The sequence below is a fragment of the Telluria mixta genome (assembly GCF_029223865.1).
Taxonomy (GTDB): Bacteria; Pseudomonadota; Gammaproteobacteria; order Burkholderiales; family Burkholderiaceae_D; genus Telluria; species Telluria mixta.
Genome location: NZ_CP119520.1, coordinates 5,932,808 through 5,952,830 on the forward strand (window position 1 = coordinate 5,932,808; position 20,023 = coordinate 5,952,830).

The 20,023-nt window shown below is 67.0% G+C and carries 14 protein-coding genes; 10 read left to right on the forward strand and 4 right to left on the reverse strand.

The window, feature by feature from the left end; translation table 11 throughout:
• Positions 1-30: 30 nt before the first annotated feature.
• The 7 genes from kdgK to P0M04_RS26135 all read left to right on the forward strand — a co-directional run bounded on the left by kdgK (position 31) and on the right by P0M04_RS26135 (position 10,381).
• Positions 31-978, forward strand: coding sequence for a 2-dehydro-3-deoxygluconokinase (kdgK, locus tag P0M04_RS26105; RefSeq protein WP_259451342.1), 948 nt, complete (start codon positions 31-33; stop codon positions 976-978).
• Complete coding sequence (locus P0M04_RS26110; RefSeq protein WP_259451341.1) at positions 975-1,700, forward strand: GntR family transcriptional regulator; 726 nt, start codon at positions 975-977, stop codon at positions 1,698-1,700. Before kdgK ends, P0M04_RS26110 begins: the two co-directional genes overlap by 4 nt.
• Positions 1,701-1,765: 65 nt before the next feature.
• Complete coding sequence (locus P0M04_RS26115; RefSeq protein WP_259451340.1) at positions 1,766-3,028, forward strand: hypothetical protein; 1,263 nt, start codon at positions 1,766-1,768, stop codon at positions 3,026-3,028.
• Positions 3,029-3,417: 389 nt separating this feature from the next.
• A complete protein-coding gene (locus P0M04_RS26120) occupies positions 3,418-4,656 on the forward strand; it encodes a glycosyltransferase family 1 protein (protein ID WP_259451339.1) in 1,239 nt (412 codons plus the stop codon).
• A 101-nt stretch (positions 4,657-4,757) separates the two neighbouring features.
• Entirely contained in the window at positions 4,758-6,872 is a 2,115-nt protein-coding gene (locus tag P0M04_RS26125) for an alpha-L-rhamnosidase-related protein (protein WP_259451338.1), read from the forward strand.
• A 76-nt stretch (positions 6,873-6,948) separates the two neighbouring features.
• Positions 6,949-8,472 carry an alpha-L-fucosidase gene (locus tag P0M04_RS26130; protein ID WP_259451337.1) on the forward strand — a complete coding sequence of 508 codons (1,524 nt, stop codon included), beginning with the start codon at positions 6,949-6,951 and terminating at the stop codon, positions 8,470-8,472.
• Position 8,473: 1 nt separating this feature from the next.
• Positions 8,474-10,381, forward strand: a complete 1,908-nt coding sequence (locus P0M04_RS26135) for a glycoside hydrolase family 97 protein (RefSeq protein WP_259451336.1) — start codon at positions 8,474-8,476, stop codon at positions 10,379-10,381.
• Here P0M04_RS26135 and glf read toward each other — a convergent pair whose 3' ends face one another.
• From glf to P0M04_RS26150, 3 genes are all read right to left on the reverse strand, one after another.
• Entirely contained in the window at positions 10,382-11,539 is a 1,158-nt protein-coding gene (gene glf / locus P0M04_RS26140; RefSeq protein ID WP_259451335.1) for a UDP-galactopyranose mutase, read from the reverse strand. It abuts the gene before it with no gap.
• 238 nt (positions 11,540-11,777) lie between these two features.
• Complete coding sequence (locus P0M04_RS26145; protein ID WP_259451334.1) at positions 11,778-12,101, reverse strand: KGG domain-containing protein; 324 nt, start codon at positions 12,099-12,101, stop codon at positions 11,778-11,780.
• A gap of 174 nt (positions 12,102-12,275) precedes the next feature.
• The gene (locus tag P0M04_RS26150) at positions 12,276-13,397 is read right to left on the reverse strand and encodes a mechanosensitive ion channel family protein (protein ID WP_259451333.1); all 1,122 of its coding nucleotides are present in this window, start codon (positions 13,395-13,397) and stop codon (positions 12,276-12,278) included.
• 130 nt (positions 13,398-13,527) lie between these two features.
• Between P0M04_RS26150 and P0M04_RS26155 the strand changes: the two genes are divergently transcribed.
• From P0M04_RS26155 to P0M04_RS26165, 3 genes are read left to right on the forward strand one after another with little or no spacing between them, the layout of a single operon-like run.
• The gene (locus P0M04_RS26155; RefSeq protein WP_281042105.1) at positions 13,528-15,903 is read left to right on the forward strand and encodes a PAS domain-containing protein; all 2,376 of its coding nucleotides are present in this window, start codon (positions 13,528-13,530) and stop codon (positions 15,901-15,903) included.
• Positions 15,891-17,222, forward strand: coding sequence for a hybrid sensor histidine kinase/response regulator (locus tag P0M04_RS26160; protein WP_281042106.1), 1,332 nt, complete (start codon positions 15,891-15,893; stop codon positions 17,220-17,222). Before P0M04_RS26155 ends, P0M04_RS26160 begins: the two co-directional genes overlap by 13 nt.
• A complete protein-coding gene (locus P0M04_RS26165) occupies positions 17,219-17,644 on the forward strand; it encodes an NUDIX hydrolase (RefSeq protein ID WP_259451331.1) in 426 nt (141 codons plus the stop codon). Before P0M04_RS26160 ends, P0M04_RS26165 begins: the two co-directional genes overlap by 4 nt.
• Here the strand turns inward: P0M04_RS26165 and P0M04_RS26170 are convergent.
• Positions 17,627-20,008, reverse strand: coding sequence for a PAS domain-containing hybrid sensor histidine kinase/response regulator (locus P0M04_RS26170; RefSeq protein WP_259451330.1), 2,382 nt, complete (start codon positions 20,006-20,008; stop codon positions 17,627-17,629). The two genes, P0M04_RS26165 and P0M04_RS26170, sit on opposite strands and share 18 nt — an antisense overlap.
• Positions 20,009-20,023: the final 15 nt, after the last annotated feature.

Here is a 20,023-nt window from a genome sequence, read left to right on the forward strand (position 1 = left end):
CTACGGGCTACTTCACAACAAGGACACACGATGGGCGCACATACCGTCTACGCGATCGGCGAATGCATGATCGAACTGCAGAAGCACGGCGAGCAGGACACGCTGGATTACCGCTTCGGCGGCGACACGCTGAACACTGCCGTGTACATGGCCCGCTTGCTCGATCCGGCGGTGGCGAACGTCGCGTACGTAACGGGCCTGGGCACGGACGGCATGTCGGCCGAGATGCTGGCGGCGTGGGAGCGCGAAGGCATCGCCACCGCCAGCGTGCTGCGCCTGCCGGACCGCCTGCCGGGCATCTACATGATCGAGACCGACCCCGACGGCGAGCGCCGCTTCCATTACTGGCGCCGCGATTCCGCCGCGCGCCACTGGATGGCGGCGCCGGGCGCGGCGCGCGTGCTCGCGCAACTGACCGAGGCGCGCATGGTGTACCTGTCGGGCATCAGCCTCGCGATCCTGTCCCCGCCGGACCGCGACCTGCTGATCGCGACCCTGGCCCGTTGCCGCGCGGCGGGCGGCAAGGTCGTCTTCGACAACAACTACCGGCCGCGCCTGTGGGACAGCGCGGACACGGCACGCGACGTCTATGGCCGCGTGCTGGCCCATGCCGACATCGCGCTCCTGACGCTGGACGACGAGGTCGCGCTGTACGGCCCGGGCGACGCGCGCGACGCGATCGAGCGCACACGAACACTGGGCGTGGGCGAGGTGGTCGTGAAGTGCGGCGGCGATCCGGCCGTCGTCTGGCACGACGGCACGGTGCACGAGGTGGCGCCGGAACCCGTGCAGGACGTGGTCGACACGACGGCTGCCGGCGACTCGTTCGGCGCCGCCTACATGGCCGCGCGCCTGTCCGGCAAGGGCCCGGAAGACGCGGCGCGCGCCGGGCACCGGCTGGCCGGCACGGTGATCCGCCACCGCGGCGCGATCATCCCGCGCGACGCGATGCCGAATTCGCTACACTTCCGGCCATGAACCACCAAGCCCCACCCAATCCCGTGACCGAGGCGGAGAGCGGCCTGAGTGCGTCGCGCCGCGTCTACCTGTGCCTGCGCCGGCGTATCGTCGAGATGGACATGCTGCCCGGCACGCGCGTCGTGGAGCGCGACATCGCCGAGGAGTTCGGCACGAGCCGCACTCCCGTGCACGAGGCCGTGCAGCGCCTGGCCGACGAGGGCCTGATCGAGATCGTGCCGCGCTCGGGCACGTTCGTCGCCCGCATCCCGCTGGACGCGCTGGACGAAGCCAACCTCGTGCGCCACGCGCTGGAGACGGCGATCATCGAAAAGGCGGCCGCGCGCGTGGGACCGGAGGACATGGCGCGCCTGCGCGCGATCCTGGCCGAGCAGGAGGCGGCCATCACCGCCAACGACTTCGGCACGTTCCACCGCACGGACGAGCGCTTCCACGCGCTGCTGGCCGAGCTGTCCGGCTATCCGGGCGTGTGGCCGATCATCCAGCAGGCCAAGACGCAGATGGACCGCTACCGCCAGCTGACCTTGCCGCTGGAAGGCCGCATGGCCGGGGTGCTGGAGGAGCACCGGGCCGTCGTCGATGCCATCGAGGCGCGTGACCCGGCGCGCGCCGTGGCCGCCATGCGCGAACACCTCGACCACGTCATGCCGGTGCTGGAAATCACCCGCAAGCTGCGGCCGGAATTCTTCACGACCCACCTCGACACCCGCCCCGCACGCTGACGCGGTTTCGCGATGCGCGACCGATTTGTTACCATGGTGGCTTGTAAACTTTGATGAAGTCAGCCATGCCCAACAACAAGCGCCCGGCCAAGGGCCCGTCGGCCCAGCCCAACCGGGGATCGGCCAAGCCGGCCAAGCCGGCAAAGCCGGCCAAGGCAGCCAAGCCGGTGGAAGCGGATCCCGAAGAGCTGGCCCAGAACCTCGTCGACCTGGCGCTCGATATCACCGAGCGCGAAGGCCCCGACGCGGCGACGCTCACCGCGCGCCAGGAAGAACTGGCCGTTCTCGTGCGGCGCATGCTGCGGCGCAAGCACGACGACGTGCTGTACGGCGCCATCGAAGTGGCGAAATACACGGATCCGGATTGCTGCCGCCTGCTGCGCGAGCGCGTGGAAGAAGAAGCCGCCACGTACCACGTCCGCGGCGACGACGAGATGGAGCTCGAAATCGACGCCTTCATGATCCCGCTGTTCGTGCACAGCACGGGCGGCCTCGTGCAGGAAGACGTGTTCCGCGACGACGCCGATTTCGAAGCCCTGATGGACAGTTTCAGGCAATCCGGCCTCGCCAGCGCCGCCACCCGCATCGTGCTCGTGCGCCACCTGTACGACCTGGACGCCGTCGACCGCATCCGCTACAGCGAGCTGCAGGAGATGCTGCGGGAAGCGGCGCAGGCGATGCGGTCGCGCAAGCTCGTGGCCACGCCCGCCATCGAGGCCAGCATGCGCCCGTGGGTCGGCGGCGACTACGAAGCGGAAGACGATGCGATGGAACTGCGCTTCCTGCTCGGCTTTGCGCTGAAACCGGTCGACGATCCGTTCTACAAGATTCCATCCGGCGAGGCGGCCTCGGATGCCTATTTCGAGGGCCGCATGGCGCGCTACCGCATGTGGGCCGGCAGCGTGTCGCCGCTGCTGCAACGCTGCCTGTCGCGTCATCCGGCCGAGCTCGAACTGAATTTCCTGTACCAGGACCTGTTCTACGGCGCCCTGGAGCAGGGCGTGGCCGAGCTGTCGATGCTGGCCACGCTGGCCGAGGTCAACCAGAAACTGGAAGAGCAGCAGCGCCCGCCGGACCGCATCAAGGCCGTCGTCGCACCGCTGGAGGCGAACGGCGAACCGGTGCTGCGCATCAACCTGTACCCGCTGGACGGCGGTGCGCCGCTCGCCTCCATCGACAAGCCGCTCGACCTGGCTGCGCACCTGGAAGCCGAGCTGGAGGATTTGTGCGACGCACTCGGCACGGTCGGCCTCGACGGCGTATTGCTGGCACGCGGCTTCGATGAGGCCGGCGAGCCGGAAGACGCGGAACCCTATCTTTCGGCCTAGGCGTCCTTACCGCCGCCTTACGGTCCCCGGCCGCGCCCTCCGGCGCGGTCTTTTCTCTCTCAAAACCGCTGTTTTTGCGGCACTGCACACGCCGTCACGCAAGCGCAGATGATGCGATTTCGTAGTGCTTTTTCCATTGTCCGCGTAGGAGGGAACCTACATCGTTGGGCACTATGCCGAGCTCTCCTAGGGAGACCCGGACCGTACGGGCTCCCAGTCATTTCCTGATGTAAATATTGCAATGCATAAATGAAAATATTAAGAATTTTGCATGATACGATTCACTGGTCCGGCACCTGATCTGTCGGTGTTTCCAAGAGCACCGACGCATCAGGGTCCGGGCCTGAATCCAGATCAACTAGAACGCCCCGAGGCGAAAGGAAATCAACATGCCGACCCTGATCGTGTTTTGCCATCTGCGCTGGGACTTCGTCTTTCAGCGCCCCCAGCACCTCATGACTCGCCTGGCGGAACACTACCGAATCCTGTTTGTCGAGGAGCCGGTGTATGACGAGGGCAAGGCGCACCTGAAGAAGACGGCCGTCGCGCCGAACATCACGGTGTGCCAGCCGCATACCGGCATCCAGGCACCCGGCTTCCACGACGACCAGATCCCGACCCTGCAGACGCTGCTGGCCGACCTCGTCCCGGAAGGCGAGCGTCCTGTCGTCTGGTTCTACACCCCGATGGCCCTGCCGCTGCTGCAAGGCTTCGATCCCGCACTCGTCGTCTACGACTGCATGGACGAACTGGCCGCTTTCAAGAACGCGCCGAAACAGCTGCTGCAGCGCGAGAACGCACTGCTGAACATCGCCGACCTGTGCTTCACCGGCGGCCCGAGCCTGTACCAGTCCAAGCGCGATCGCCATGCAAACGCGCACTGCTTCTCCAGCAGCGTCGACGCGAAGCACTTCCAGAAGGCGCTGGACCGCGATTACAGCCACCCGGAGCAGGCCCATGTTGCGCGTCCGCGCCTGGGCTTCTACGGCGTCATCGACGAGCGCTTCGACACGGACCTGATCCGCCAGGTCGCGGAAGCCCGTCCGGACTGGCAGATCGTGCTGGTGGGCCCGGTCGTGAAGATCGACCCGGCCAATCTGCCGCGCGCGAACAACATCCACTACATGGGCCAGCGCACGTACGAGCAGCTGCCGCAATTCCTGGCCGGCTGGGACGTCTGCCTGCTGCCGTTCGCGCTGAACGAGTCGACCAAGTTCATCAGCCCGACCAAGGTGCTGGAATACATGGCGGCCGAACTGCCGTCCGTCAGCACCCCGATCACGGACGTGAAGGTGCCGTACGGCGACGTCGTCGCGATCGCCGACACGCCGGAGAAATTCATCGCCGCCTGCGAACGCATGCTGGCCATGAACGACGAGCAACAGGCCGCGCTGAAGGAACGCATGCGCGCCATCGTCGCCAACACGTCGTGGGACAAGACGGCCGCCAGCATGCACCACCTGATCCAGACGACCGCCCCGAGCAACAAGGCCCAGCGCTTCCTCGCCCAGGCGGAAGAGCAGGACTTCGACGACGTCGTCAACGCCGAGAACGTCAATCCGCTGCCGATCGCCGCACTCGCTGCGCGCATGACGCCGAAGGACGGGATGGCGAAGGCCGCTGGTTGACGCATTTTATTCGCGTGATGCGTCACGCGGAAATCGCTCAACCGGGCGATTAATTCGCGCAAGCGCCCAAGACCGGTGAGGTTCGTGAATACAATTCGCGCATGCGAATTCATTCACGCTTCATCGGTCTCCTGTTGTCGCTCGCGTGCGGCCTGGCGGGAGCACAGGGCACGGCGACCTGGATCTGGTCGCCGGGCGATTTCGAGATCTGGCTCTCCAACCGCATGCAGGTGCAGCGCGTCGAGCGCGACGTCGCGTGGCCGCCGTTCTGGCGGCTGTACAACCACCAGCCGCAGGTGAACTTCATTCGGCAGGTCGACCTGGCCGCGCCGGAAGACGTCGACATCGCCGTCGAAGGCATCTACAACATCGCCATCGACGGCCAGTTCGTGCATGGCGACCAGCGCCATGTCCGCATCCCCGCCGGCAAACACACGCTCAACCTCCAGGTCTACAATGCGGCCTCGCCGCCGGCCGTCTTCGTGCAGGGCAGGACGATCCGCTCCGACGCATCCTGGTCGGTCGGCCCGCGTCCTGGTGCACCCACCGCCAGTGCCGCGCACTGGAACCTGACCGCGCCGGACACGCCGCCATCGCGCTACCGCCTGCCGACCCGGGAGATCCCGGCCGTCGCGCTCACGCGCTGGGACGGCGCCGTCCTCGTGGACTTCGGCCGCGAGACGACGGGCTTCGTCAAGCTGAAAAACGTCTCGGGCAGCGGCAAGGTGACCCTGTACTACGGCGAATCGAAGGAGGAAGCGCTGTCCGAACAGGGCGCGGAAACCCTCGACCGCTTCACGCTCGCCGACCACCATGGCGACTTCGTCGCGCCCATCTCGCGCGCCATGCGCTACGTGAACATCCGCTTCGACGCCGGATTGAGCCTCGGCGACGTGGGTCTGCTGTATGAATACTCGCCCGTTTCGCACCGCGGCACGTTCAAGAGTTCCGACGACGAGTTGAACCGGATCTGGGACGTCGCCCAGCGCACGCTGGAACTGAACACGCGCGAATTCTTCATCGACGGGGTCAAGCGCGACCACTGGGTCTGGTCCGGCGACGCCGTGCAGACCTACCTGATGAACTACTACACGTTCTTCGACAGCGACACGGTCAAGCGCACGACGTGGGCGCTGCGCGGCGCGGATCCCGTCGACATGCACATCAACACGATCCTGGATTACTCGCTGTACTGGTTCATCGGGATCCGCGACTACTACCAGTACACGGGCGATGCCGACTTCGTGAAGAGCGTCTACCCGCGCATGACCACGTTGATGGACTTCGTGCTCGCGCGCCGCAACGCGAACGGCATGCTGGAAGGCTTGCCGGGTGACTGGGTGTTCGTCGACTGGGCCGACATGCCGAAGGAAGGCGAACTGGCCGTCATCCAGCTGCTGTTCGCAAGGAGTCTCGAAGCGATGGCCGACTGCGCGGCGCTCGCGCACGACGACGCCAGGGCCGCCACCTACCGCCAGCTGGCCGCCGACCTGAAGACGAAGATCATGGCGGCCTTCTGGGATCCACGGCGCCAGCTGTTCGTCCACGGCCGCAAGGACGGCAGGACGAATCCGCTCGTCACGCGCCATCCGAACATGTTCGCGCTGATGTTCGGCTATCTCGACGACGCACAGGCGGCGAGCGTCCGCCGCAACGTGCTCACGAGCGAGACGGTGCCGAAGATCACGACGCCCTACATGCGCTTCTACGAACTGGCCGCGCTGGCGGAAAGCGGGCAGCAGCGCTACGTCAGGGGCCAGATCAAGGATTACTGGGGCGGCATGCTGCGCGCGGGCGCCACCTGCTTCTGGGAGCAGTACGACCCGAAGGTGGAGGGCGCCGCGCGCTGGGCGATGTACGGCAAGCCGTTCGGCATGAGCCTGTGCCATGCCTGGGGCGCGAGTCCGCTCTACCTACTGGGTAAATACTACCTGGGCGTGAAACCGACGCAGCCCGGTTACGCGGCCTATGTCGTCGAGCCGGACTTGGGCGGCCTGAAATGGATCGACGGGAAGGTACCGACGCCGCACGGGGACATCGCCGTGTATGCGGACGCGAAGACGATCCGGGTGACCGGCGTCGCCGGGCAGGGCGTGCTGCGGTTCACCAGTGCGACCACACCGCGCAGCGATGGCGGGACGATCCGCAAGACGGGCGAGCACCGCTACGAACTGCCGCTGGAAGGAGGGGAGACCTACATCGTTTCGCGGAAATAATAAGCTGTTGCGGGGATTCCATGGGTGCATCTATAATCCGGTCTGTACGTTATAGATTAAAAACCACGGAGACCCGATGTTGCGCCGACCGCTACTTTCCACCCTCATCCTGTGCGGCCTGTTCGCCAGCCCGCTGGCACCCGCAGCCGACACGCCCGTCAAGCTGACGCACGTCGCGGGCCCGTTCGCCGCCGATCCGGCCACGCTGGACAAATACCGGACCCCGGACTGGTTCCGCGACGCCAAATTCGGCATCTGGTCCCATTGGGGACCGCAGGCCGTGCCGCGTGCGGGCGACTGGTACGCGCGCAATATGTACATCTACGGCACGCCGCAGTACGAGCACCACCTCAAGACGTACGGCCACCCGTCCAAACACGGCTACAAGGACATCATCCCGTTGTGGAAGGCCGAGAAGTTCGAGCCGGACGCGCTGATGGCCCTGTACGCCAGGGCGGGCGCGAAATACTTCGTCAGCATGGGCGTCCACCACGACAATTTCGACCTGTGGGATTCGAAGTACCACCGCTGGAACGCCGTCAAGATGGGACCGCACCGCGACATCGTCGGCGACTGGCAGAAGGCGGCGGTCAAGGCGGGCCTGCGCTTCGGCGTGTCCGAGCACCTCGGCGCGAGCTACGGCTGGTTCGGCACGAGCCACGGGCACGACGAGGTGTTCCCGGCGCTCGGCGAGCCGTATGACGGCGCCGACCCGCAGTACGCGGACCTGTACCACCCGAAGCACGACGAGCTGTTTGGCGGCGGCCAGAAGTGGTACACGAAGAACGCCGCGTATCACCAGGAATGGTTCAACCGCGTGACGGACCTCGTGACACGCTACAAGCCTGACCTGCTGTACAGCGATGGCGGGATCCCGTTCGGCGAGACCGGCAGGACCCTCGTCGCCAATTTCTACAACCAGAACATCAAGACCCACGGCAAGCTGGAAGCCGTGTACAACCACAAGGACATCGGCTCCGGCGAGTTCCTCCGCAAGGCCGGCGTGCAGGACGTCGAACGGGGCGTCATGAACGGCATCCAGCCGCTGCCCTGGCAGACCGACACGTCGATGGGCGACTGGTTCTACAGCGAAGGCTACAAGTACAAGACGACCCGGGACGTCGTCTACATGCTGGCCGATATCGTCAGCAAGAACGGCAACCTGCTCCTCAACGTGGTGCAGTATCCGGATGGCAGCCTGCCGCCCGAATCCCGTAAATTCCTCGACGAGATGGCAGCGTGGATCCAGGTCAACGGCGACGCCATCTACGGCACGCGGCCGTGGAAGACGTTCGGCGAAGGCCCGACCAGACTCGAAGCCGGCGCCTTCAAGGAAAACGCCGACTATACCGCCAGCGACATCCGCTTCACCACCAAGGGCGGCGCCCTGTACGCCATCACCTTGGGCGAGCCGAAGGGCCAGGTGCGCATCGCGTCGCTCGGCACGAAGGCCGGGCTGGAGACGCGACCCGTCAAGTCGGTGTCGCTCGTGGGCGCCACCGCACCGCTGCGCTGGAAGCAGCAGGACGACGCACTCGTGATCGACGTGCCGGCCAGCCTGCCGACGGCCATCGCCTCCAGTTTCAAGATCGGATTCTGATATGAACACTCGCATGATGACGATGGCGGCAGCGGTGCTGGCCGCCCTGAGCGGGGCCGCGTGCGCGGCGTCGGCGGGACAGGTCACGGTGACGTCGCCGGACGGCCGGGCCGCGATCAGGATTGCCCGGGACGGCGGCAGCTATGTCGTGACGCGCGGCGGCGAAACGGTGATCGCCGCGTCGCCGCTGGGTCTCGAGTTCGACGGCCAGCCGGACCTTGGCAAGCTCGTCCTGGAGAAAGTCACGAAGTCGGCGACGGACCAGGTGATTCCCCTCGTGGCGACGAAAGCGTCCAGCGCGCGCGATCATTACCGCGCCGCGACGCTCCACTTCCGCGACCGCGCGGACGGCACGCGCCGCCTGCTGGTCGACGTGCGCGCGTATGACGACGGCGTCGCCTTCCGCTACCGCATGGACGGCAGCGCACCGGTGCGCCTGCGCGGCGAAAAAACGGCGTTCGTGCCGGCCGGGGACCCGGACTGCCTGATCTCGCCGTTCGACGGCGCGCACGAAGTGGCGTTCGCGCGCCAGAAGGTGTCCCAGTTGGGCGAAAAGCAGGGCTACGACGTCCCCGTCGTCTGCACGACCCCGTCGGGCCGCACCGCGTACGCGATCACGCAGTCGCACCTGGAAGGTTATACGGGTGCGTCGCTGTGGCGCGAAGGCGGCGGGTTGCGCGTGCGCCTGTCCGGCGCGTCCGCGTACGAATCGAAAGGCGGGCTGCGGACGTCCTGGCGCGTGGTCATGCTGGGCAACCGGACGGGCGACCTGATCGCGTCCCACCTGGTCGGCAACCTGAACCCGGCCCCGCAAGGCGATTTCAGCTGGGTCAAGCCCGGCAAGGCCGCGTGGGACTGGTGGTCCGGCCCGCTCGTGGGCATGAAGCCGGACATGGCTGCCTACCGCCGCTTCATCGACTTCGCGGCCGCATCCGGCTTTCCGTACTACCTGATCGACGCCGGCTGGGCGTCCGGCAGCGGCGGTTGCTGCGACGCGTTGCCGACGACGGACATCACCCGCGCCGCCGACGGCATCGACATGCCCGCGCTGGTCCAGTACGCGGCCGACAAGGGCGTCGGCCTGATCCTGTGGGCGCACTGGGATCACGTGAGGCAGCGCATGGACGAGGTGCTCGACACCTATGCGCGCTGGGGCATCAAGGGCGTCAAGATCGACTTCATGAACCGCGACGACCAGGAAGTCGTCGACTTCTACCACCGCGTCGCGGCCGGCACGGCGCAGCGCCACCTGCTGCTGGACCTGCACGGCGCGTACGTCCCGGCCGGGCTGCAGCGCACGTATCCGAACTTCATCACGCAGGAAGGGGTGATGGGTGCGGAATGGGACAAGATGAAAACGATCGTCACGCCAGCACACAACCTGATGCTGCCGTACACGCGCATGCTCGCGGGCCCGATCGACTACACGCCGGGCGGCTTCCGCAATGTCGCGCCCGCGACGTTCCAGGTGCGCGCCGAGCTGCCGTTCGTCCAGAACACCCGCGGCCAGGAGTTGGCGAAGTACGTCGTGTACGACAGCCCGCTGCAGATGGTGTCGGACGATCCGGATGTCTACCGCGACGCCGAAGGCTTCGATTTCATCCGCAAGGTGCCGACGGCCTGGGATGAGACACGCTTCGTGTCCGGCGAACCGGGCAAGGATATCGTGCTCGCACGCCGCCAGGGCACCACATGGTACCTGGGCGCGATGTCGGCGGACGAGTCGACGACGACGAAGCGGGTGAAGCTGGACTTCCTGCCGGCCGGACGCTACAAGGCCACGATCTGGGAAGACGGCGCCACGCCGAACAACGTCAGGCTGCGCGAGGTGGACGTGACGCCGCGCGACGCCCTGGCCCTGGAACTGGCGGCGGCGGGCGGCGCGGTGGTGGTCATCGAGGCCCGTTGATCAGGCCAGCGGGTCGATCGCGAAGGCGGGCATGCGCACGTTTTCGCGGGCGGCCTCGAGGAACTTGTCCGACGTGAGCAGCGCTTCGTGGATGGTCACGTCCATGTCGAGGTAGCGATACGTACCGAGGCGGCCGACGAACGTGACGTTGTCCTCGTTGCGTGCCAGGTTCACGTATTTTTCCAGCTGCGCCTTTTCGCGCGCCTGGCGGATCGGGTAGTACGGCGTATCGTTTTCCTCGCACTGGCGGCTGTATTCCATGTAGCAGAGCGTTTTCTCGTGCTGTTCCCACGGCGAGAAGTGCTTGTGTTCCGTGATGCGGGTATAGGTTTGCGAGTCGTCGCAATAATTGACGACGGCGTTGCCCTGGTAGTCGCCGGTGTCGCGGAAGACTTCGAAATCCAGCGTGCGATAGGGCAGGCGACCTTCGACGTGCTTGAACCAGGCGTCGATCGGGCCGCTGTAGAACACGTGGTCGTAATCCGCCTTCGACGCCGGATCGAAGCGGGTGCCCAGGTGCACGGTGATGCCGGGCGCTTCCTTGAGGATGTTTTCCACGAGCGCCGTGTAGCCGTCCTTCGGCATGCCCTGGTATTTGTGGTTGAAATAATTGTCGTCGTAATTGAAGCGCACGGGCAGGCGTTTCAGGATGCTGGCCGGCAGCTCGCTCGGGTGCAGGCCCCACTGCTTCATCGTGTACGTCTTGAAGAAGGCTTCGTACAGTTCGCGCCCCACGAAGCGCAGCGCCTGTTCCTCGAACGTCTGCGGGTTCTCGATCGACTTGTCGCCCAGCGACTGGATGAATGCCTGGGCCTCGGCGGGGCGGAAGGTCTTGCCGAAGAACTGGTTGATCGTCAGCAGGTTGATCGGCAAGGTGAACACGCGGTTGTTCGTGATCGCCTTCACGCGGTTCACGTAGGGCATGAATTCGGCATAACGGTTGACGAATTCCCACGCCCGTTCGTTATCGGTGTGAAAAATGTGCGGTCCATACACGTGGACCATGACGCCGGTTTCGCTGTCGCGCTCCGAATGGCAGTTGCCCGCGATGTGATCGCGCGATTCGAAGATCTCCACGTTGTAGCCCGCATGGGCCAACTGGTTGGCGATGACAGCTCCCGAAAACCCAGCACCGACAATGGCAATATTTTTTTTCATTCGCGTTTCCTGTGTGAAAGATATTTGTGGTGGTTGCCCCGTATGTCCTGCTGGCGTGACTTGCAGTTACTACACGATAGGAATGTGAAATATAGTGCCAAAAATATATCACCGTTCGGTCGTTTTACCCCGCACAATTGGATGCGGACGAATGCAAGCCGGTTTTCCGGACGCGTCACGTAAACGCAAAAACCGCCGGCCGAAGCCAGCGGTTCGATGATCGACAAGCGCTCAGTGTTTAACGCTTGTTGTCATTCTTGTGGCTCTGCGAGCCGGCCTTGGCGTGCTGCTCCGGCGTGCCGCCGCGGGTGCTGTTTCCGCTCTGCTGGTTACCACCATTGCCGCTCTGGTTGTTGCCGTCGTTCTTGTGGCTCATCGAGCCGGCACGGCGTGCTTCTTCCGAGGTGAACTCGTGGGCATTGCCCGAAGCGTGGGCGGCGCGGCCACCTTCCGATGCGATTTCGCGCTGCTTTTGCGGGTCCATCGACGCGAAGCCGCGGTTGCTGGTATCGCCGCTCTGGTTGTTGCCTTTGTTACCGCCTTGTTGGTTGTTCGATGCCATGATCGTTCTCCTTGAAGTTGGTGAAAGCGCGTTTGCACTTCCTCTGCCGGATCAGCGTCTGCAGACTCCCGATCGGGAAGAGGTGAGTCCATGGTAACGGCGAACTTATGCATGGTGAATAGGACTACTTATGGCTGGCTTGTAGGATGAGTCTGTCCATTTTGGTGCAACAGTTCAGTGGACGGACGGCCCGGGCGGCGGCGTGTCGCCACGGCGCAGGAAGGATTCCGCGAGCTTCGGGTCGTCCAGCCGCACGATCGACAGCGGGTGCGCGAACTCGATGCCTTCCTGCTGGAAGCGGCGGTAGATCTCCAGGAAAATGGCCTGCTGGGCATCCATGTGAAGGATGTAGTCCGGGCTGCGGAAGTGGTACACGACCTCGAAGTCGAGCGACCACTGGCCCCAGCTGAAAAAGTGCGCACGCTCGAAATCGACGTTCTGCTTGCTCGTGACGATCTCGCGAATGATCTGCGGGATGCGGGACAGCTGGTCTTCCGGCGTGCCGTACGCGACGCGCAGCACGAACGCCACGCGCCGCGTCTGCATGCGCTTGTGGTTGTGGATGCGGCTCTTCAGCAGCTCGCCGTTGGAAAACACGACCTGCTCGCCGCCGAGGCCCCGCACGCGCGTCGTCTTGAGGCCGATGTGTTCCACCGATCCGAGCACGTCGCCCACGATGATGAAGTCGCCGACCTCGAACGGCTTGTCCAGCATGATCGACAGCGAGGCGAACAGGTCGCCCAGGATGTTCTGCGTGGCGAGCGCGACGGCCACGCCGCCGATCCCCAGGCTCGCGACGAGGGTCGTGATGTTGATCCCGAAATTATCGAGGATCATCAAAGTGACGACCACCCACAGCAGCAACCGCGAAATGAAACACAGCACGCTGCTCGACGCGCGCCGCTCGCCGTCGACCGGGCCGATGCTGAACCGGTCGCGCCACGCACGCAGGCCCGTGTCGCCCCAGATCGCCGCCTGCAGCAGCAGCGACGCGATCGCGATGCGGGTGACGAACTTGTCCTGCTTGGCCGTCAGTTCGAGAAAGGTGCTGCCGAAATACAGCGCGAACACGAGGATGAACAGCAGATACGTCTTCGACAGCATCGCCGTGACGAAGTCGTCCAGCCGGGTTTCCGTCCGCCGCGACAACGCTTCCATGCGCCGCAGCACGAAGGCGCGCAGGAACATCATCGCGACGGCACTGCCGGCCGTCACGGCAAGGGCCAGGGCCCAGTCATCGAAAGCATTGTTGAGAAAGGAGAAATGTCCGGATCGGGACAGGAAGGGAAACGTCATCGACATGATTCAATAAAAACGAAAGCCAGCCGCCAGTGTGCGGGCGTGCGGGATCCGGCCGCGCACAATTGACTTTCGGAAGGGCGCGGCATACATTGCCTTATTTGCATCAATACATCGCCTGACACTGATGGCCTCCGACCAGACCACCAAGATCCTGCTCGTCGACGACCAGCCGGCCAACCTGGCGGTGCTGGAGGCCATCCTGGCGGACCTGGGCCAGACGCTCGTGTCCGTGACATCGGGCGAGGCGGCGCTGCGCGAAGTGCTCGCCCACGATTTCGCCGTCGTGCTGCTGGACGTGCGCATGCCGACGATGAACGGGTTCGAGCTGGCGCAGCTGATCCGCGAACACCCGCGAACGCACAGTCTGCCCATCATCTTCCTCACTGCCGGCGACGCCGACGAATTCCCCCTCGAACGCGCGTACGCGCTGGGCGCGGTCGATTACCTCACCAAACCGTTGAATCCGATCGTCCTGCGGGCCAAGGTCGCGGTGTTCATCGACCTGTACCGCAAGAACGCGGAACTGGCCCGTATCGAGGAAGAGCGCCACCGCGCCCAGCTGCGCTCACGCGACGCGCGCCTGCGCCTCATCCTCGACAACATCCGCGACTATGCCTTCATCGGCACGGACGTCGACCGCGTCGTGACAGAATGGGAAGGGGGCGCCGCCGCGATCACGGGCTGGTCCCCCGACGACGTGCGCGGGCGCGGCGCCGACCTGTTGTTCACGCCGGAAGACCTGGCGAACGGCCAGCCCGAACTGGAAGCCCGGCGCGCGCTCGAACAGGGCCGGGCCGAGGACCGCCGCTGGCATGTGCGCCGCGACGGCATGCTGTTCTACGCCGACGGGGTCATGGTGCCGTTGCGCGACGAAGCGGGCGTCCACGTCGGCTTTGCCAAGATCATCCGCGACGCGACCGCCGAAAAGCTGGCCGCCGAACGGCTGGCCGAGAGCGAACAGAAACTCGACGACAGCCGGCGCCAGGCCGACGCCGAGCGCGAACGGCTGCTGCGCGAACTGCAGGCCGCCAGCGAGCGCATGCGCGACATCTTCCACCGCGCTCCCGCGATCATGTGCGTGATGAGCGGCCCGGACCACGTGATCGAGATGGCCAACCAGCGCTTCCTGGAACTGGCCGGCGGCCGCAAGCTCGCCTGGCGCCCCGTGCGCGCGGCGCTCTCCGAGCTCGCCGGACAGGGGTTCATCGACGTGCTGGACCGCGTCTTCGCAAGCGGCGAAGCGGTCGAGGGCCATAACGTGCGGCTGCTGCTGGCCCCTGCCGCGGACGGCGACGGCGACCCGCACACGGGCCTGGAAGAACACTTCCTCGACTTCGTGTGCATGGCGCTGCGCGAGCCCGACGGCAGCATCTCCGGCGTGCTGCTGCACGGCGTCGACGTCACCGAGCGCACGCGCGCGAACCTGCTCGCCATCGGCCAGCGCGGCGCGCTGGAACTGGCCGTCACCGACGCGCCGCTGGGCGACGTGCTGGACGTGCTGGCGCGCACCGCCGAGGAATACACGGGCGGCGCCGGCCTGGCATCCGTGCAGTTGATGGCGCCGGGCGGGCGCCTGCAGCACGCGGCGGCGCCGTCGCTCGCCATGGAATTCCAACGCGCGATCGACGCGGTGCCCGTGGGCCCCGTGGCCGGCGCCGCCGGCAGCGCCGCGTGGCAGGGCGAGCCGATCGTCTGCGCCGATATCGCCGCCGACCCGCTGTGGCAGCAGCACGTGCTGCTCGCACGGGCGCACGGACTGCGCGCGGCGCGTGCGCTGCCGATCCTGGCCCCGTCCGGCGCCGTGCTCGGCACATTCACCCTGTACTACCGCGAACGGCGCCTGCCGAATCCGCAGGAAGAGGCGGCACTCGCGCTGCTGGCGAATACCGCGTCGCTCGTGATCGGCCAGCGCCACGAGGCGGCCGAGCGGCAGGCCGCGGAACACCGCTCGCGCGCGATCCTCGAAAGCATGAGCGAAGGTTTCATCGCGCTCGACCCCGCCTGGCGCATCACGTACGCGAACGGTGCGGCGGAAGCCGTGACGCGGCGGCCGCGCGAGGAACTGGTGGGCGCGCAGTTCTGGGACCTGTTCGAGCACCTGCAAGGCAGCCCGCAGGAGAGGGCGCTGCGGCGCACTGCGCTGGAACGCACCCGCACCCGCATCGAAGCGTTCGACGACGCGCAGGGCCGCTGGTTCGAAATCAATTCGTTTCCGATGGGGGCGACCGGCCAGGACTCGGGTGGACTTGCGCTGTACTTCCGCGACGAGACCGACCGCCGCCGCGCCGAGGAAGGCATCCGCCGCCTGGCCGCCGTGGCCGAACAGTCGTCCGACTTCATCGGCATCTTCACGCCGGACGCCGGCGGCATCTACCTGAACCCGGCGGGCCGGCGCATGGCCGGCCTGGACGACCGCACGAACATCGCCGCCTGGCGCATGATCGACTTCTTCCCCGCGAAGACCGCCCGTTCCTGCGCGACCATGTCTTGGCCGCGCTGACGATCGGCGCGGCCGAGTGGGAGGGAGAACTGCGCCTCGCGCAGCCCGGCGGCGCACCGCCCATGCCCGTGTACTTCAAGGGCTTCGCCGTGCGCGATGCGGACGGCAACAACATCGGCCTCGCGACCATCACGCGCGACATCACGGCGCAAAAGCGCGCCGAGGAAGACCTGCGCCGCGTGGCCGCCGACCTGTCGGAGGCGGATCACCGCAAGAGCGAATTCCTCGCCACGCTCGCGCACGAACTGCGCAACCCGCTCGCGCCGATCCGCACCGGGCTCGACCTGCTGCGCATGACACCGCGCGACCCGGATGCCCAGGCGCGCGTGCACGCGATGATGGACCGCCAGCTGGGCCACCTGATCCACCTCGTCGACGACCTGCTGGACATCGCCCGCATCACGCGCGGCAAGATCGAGCTGAAACGGGAACCCGTGGACCTGAAGGTGATCGCGCAGACGGCCGTGGAGACGAGCGCCGCGCTGATCGAGTCGCACGGGCACCGCCTGGACGTCGACCTGCCGGAGGAACCCCTGCCGCTCGAAGCGGACGTCACGCGCATGGTGCAGGTGCTGGCGAACCTGCTGAACAACGCCGCCAAGTACACGCCGGCGGGCGGCCGCGTCACGCTGTCGGCCTGGCGCGAGGACGGTCACGCCGTCGTGGCCGTGTCGGACAGCGGCATCGGCATCCCGCCGGACGCGATAGGCTCCGTGTTCGAGATGTTCACCCAAGTGCGCGGCAGCCTCGATCGGGCCCAGGGCGGCCTCGGGATCGGGCTGTCGCTCGTGCGCCGCCTCGTCGAGCTGCACGGCGGGCGCGTGAACGCGTTTTCCGCCGGACGTGGCCACGGCAGCACGTTCACCGTGCGCCTGCCGCTGCGTCCCGGTTCGCCGCACGCGCGCAGCGCCGGCGCCGACGAGGCCACACACGTCCGGCCGCCGTCGCCATTGCGCGTGCTGGTGGTGGACGACAACGCGGATGCCGCCGACAGCCTCGTCGCACTGCTCGAGGCGCTCGGCCACACGACCTGGGTCGCGCGCGACGGCCCCGCAGGCCTCGACCTGGCGCTCGAGGTGCAGCCGGACCTCGTGCTGCTCGACATCGGCCTGCCCGGCATGAGCGGTTACGAAGTGGCGCGCGCGATCCGGCGCAACCAGGGCGTACGCCAGATCGTCCTCATCGCATTGACGGGCTGGGGCGCGCAGAGCGACCAGCAGCAGTCGCACGAGGCGGGCTTCGACCAGCACCTGACGAAACCCGTGAGCCTGGAGGCGCTGGAACAGGCGCTGGCCGCCGCCGCGCGCACGCTGCCATGAAGCCCGTCGACGTCTCCTGCGGCACCCTCGTCGTGGACGCCGGCGGCCGGCTGCTGATCGGTCACGTCACGCACACGCCGCGCTGGGACATCCCGAAAGGCCTGCAGGACCCGGGCGAAACGCTGCTGGCCGCGGCCATGCGCGAGCTGTTCGAAGAGACGGGCCTCGCATTCCCGGCCGACGCGTTCCGCGAGCTGGGCCGCTTCGACTACCGGCGCGACAAGGTGCTGCACCTGTTCCGCGTGGACGTGGGGGAGACGCTGCCGGACCTGGCGCACCTGACGTGCACCAGCATGTTCCCGCATCACGTAACGGGCAGGCCGACGCCGGAGATGGATGCCTTCCGCTGGGCCACGCGCGACGAGGTGGCGGCACTGTGCTGGCCGCGCATGGCCGCGAAGCTGCTAGCGATCGGCTGGTGAAGGCGTCCGGCGGGACTCCACGTCGCGCAGCACGGCCTCGATGGCGGTCACCGTCGCCGGTTTCGTGAGATGCGCGTCGAACCCGGCCTGCGCCGTGCGGGCGCGGTCGTCGGCGCCGCCCCAGCCGGTGAGCGCGACGAGCATGACGCCGTCGTGGCGCGCCTCGCGGCGCACGGCCTGGGCCACGTCGTAGCCGGACAGGCCGGGCATGCCGATGTCGAGGAACACCGCGTGCGGCGCCAGGCCGTCCAGCATGCGCAGGGCCTGGTGGCCGTCGTGCGCCACCACGACGTCGTGGCCCATCACGGACAGCAGCGCGGCGAGCGTGTCGGCGGCGTCGCGGTTGTCGTCCACGATGAGGAGGCGCAGCGCCGGAATCGCGGCCGCATCCTGGCCCGGCGCGCCGGGCGCCGCCTGGTCCGCGCCCTGGTCGGCAAGCGGCAGGCGCACGGTAAAGACGCTGCCCGTGCCGATGCCGGCGCTGGCCGCCTGGATCGTCCCGCCGTGCAGTTCGACGAGGCTTTTCACGAGCGACAGGCCGATCCCGAGCCCTCCCGGCATGTGCCGGGTTGCGTTCGGGATTTGCGTAAACATGCGGAAGACTTCGCCGAGCGAGTCGGGCGGGATGCCGATGCCGTTGTCGGACACGGCGATCAGCGCCTGCTCCCCGTCGCGCTCCGCCGCGAGCACGATGTGGCCGCCGCGCGGGGTATATTTCGCCGCGTTGTTCAGGAGGTTGCTGACGACCTGCGTGATGCGGGTCGCGTCCGCGTGCAGCATCAGTGGCTCGGCGGGCAGCCGCACGTCGAGTTTGTGGCGCGACGTCTCGATCAGCGGCAGGCTCGTCTCGACGGCCGCGTTCAGCACGTCCGCGAGCGGGACGAGCGCCGGCTTCAGGTCGACCTGGCCGCGCGTGATGCGGGCCACGTCCAGCAGGTCGTCGACGAGGTGCACGAGGTGGTCGAGCTGGCGGTCCATGATGTCCTGCACGCGCGCGATGGCGGCCGGGTCGGAGCGGGCACGCCGCATCAGCTGCATCCCGCTGCGGATCGGTGCCAGCGGATTGCGCAGTTCATGGGCGAGGGTCGCGAGGAATTCGGTCTTGCGGCGGTCCTGCTCGGCCAGGTCGTCGGCGAGGCGGCGCAGCTCCACTTCGTTGCGGCGGCGTTCCGTGATGTCGGTGAACAGGATGACGACCTTGCGGCTGCCGGCCGGACCCACACGCGCCGCGTACACGTCGTACCAGCGCCCGAGCTGGGCCGCCTCGTCGACGAAATGCACCGGCTCGCCCGTCGCGGCGACGCGGCCATAGGTCTCGAACCAGTGGGCTTCGTGCTGCGGCGCGAGCGAGCGCATCGTGCGCCCGACGGCATGGGCCAGGCCCGTGGCCTTGACGAACGCCGGATTCACCTCGAGGAAGCGGTAGTCGTTCGGAATGCCCGCATCGTCGTACAGCATCTCGATGACGCACACCCCTTCGTCGATCGCGTCGAACAGCGTGCGGTAGCGCTCCTCGCTCGCCTGCAGCCGCTCTTCGGCCTCCTTCTGCAGCGACGCGTCGATCACGACGCCGCGCATCATGCCGCGCGTGCCCGCGCTGCGGTCCAGGTGGCCGCGCGCCAGCACCCAGCGCCACGCACCGTCCGGCGTACGGACGCGGAACGTGGCGTCGTACGGCGCCCCCGTCTCCATGGCCCGGCCGAGCAGGACCTGCGTGGGCGGCACGTCGTCCGGGTGGATCGCGGCGAAATACGAGGCCACGTCGGCGCCTTCGCCGTCCTCCGGGCGCAGGCCGAACATCTCGATCATGCGCGCATCGGCCCGGACGCGGCCCGTGGCGATGTCCAGCGACCACACGGCCACTTCGGCGGCGGCGATGATGGATTCGAGGCGTTCGCGGGTGTCCCGCAGCGCGGCTTCCGCCCGGCGCCGTTCGGCCGCAGTGGCGTACGCTTCCAGGAAGAAGCGGGCCTTGGCCTTCAGAATCGGGATGGAGACCGGATCGTGCAGCACGGCGAGCGCGCCGGCGTCGTACAGCGATTCGAGTGTGAACGGCGGTGAGTCGGGGATGCCGTGGGCGATGACGGGCGCCTCCGGCAGGGCGGCGCGCAGGCGGCGCACGCTGTCGAACAGGGCGTCGACGTTGCCCGAATAGCCGGCCAGGACGAGCGCAAAGCCCCGCAGGTCGTCGCCGTGGCCGGCGTGTGCCAGCGCCTCGTCCAGCGTGCGGGCGCGCACGAGGTCGTAACCCATCTCGGCGGCGACGGTGCCGATGGCCGGGTCGGAGACGGGACGGTCGCACAGGAACAGCACGCGTCCCTCCGTCCGGCCGCTCGCACCGCTCAAGCTAGTGTTGGAATTCATCGTGTTGCGACTGTA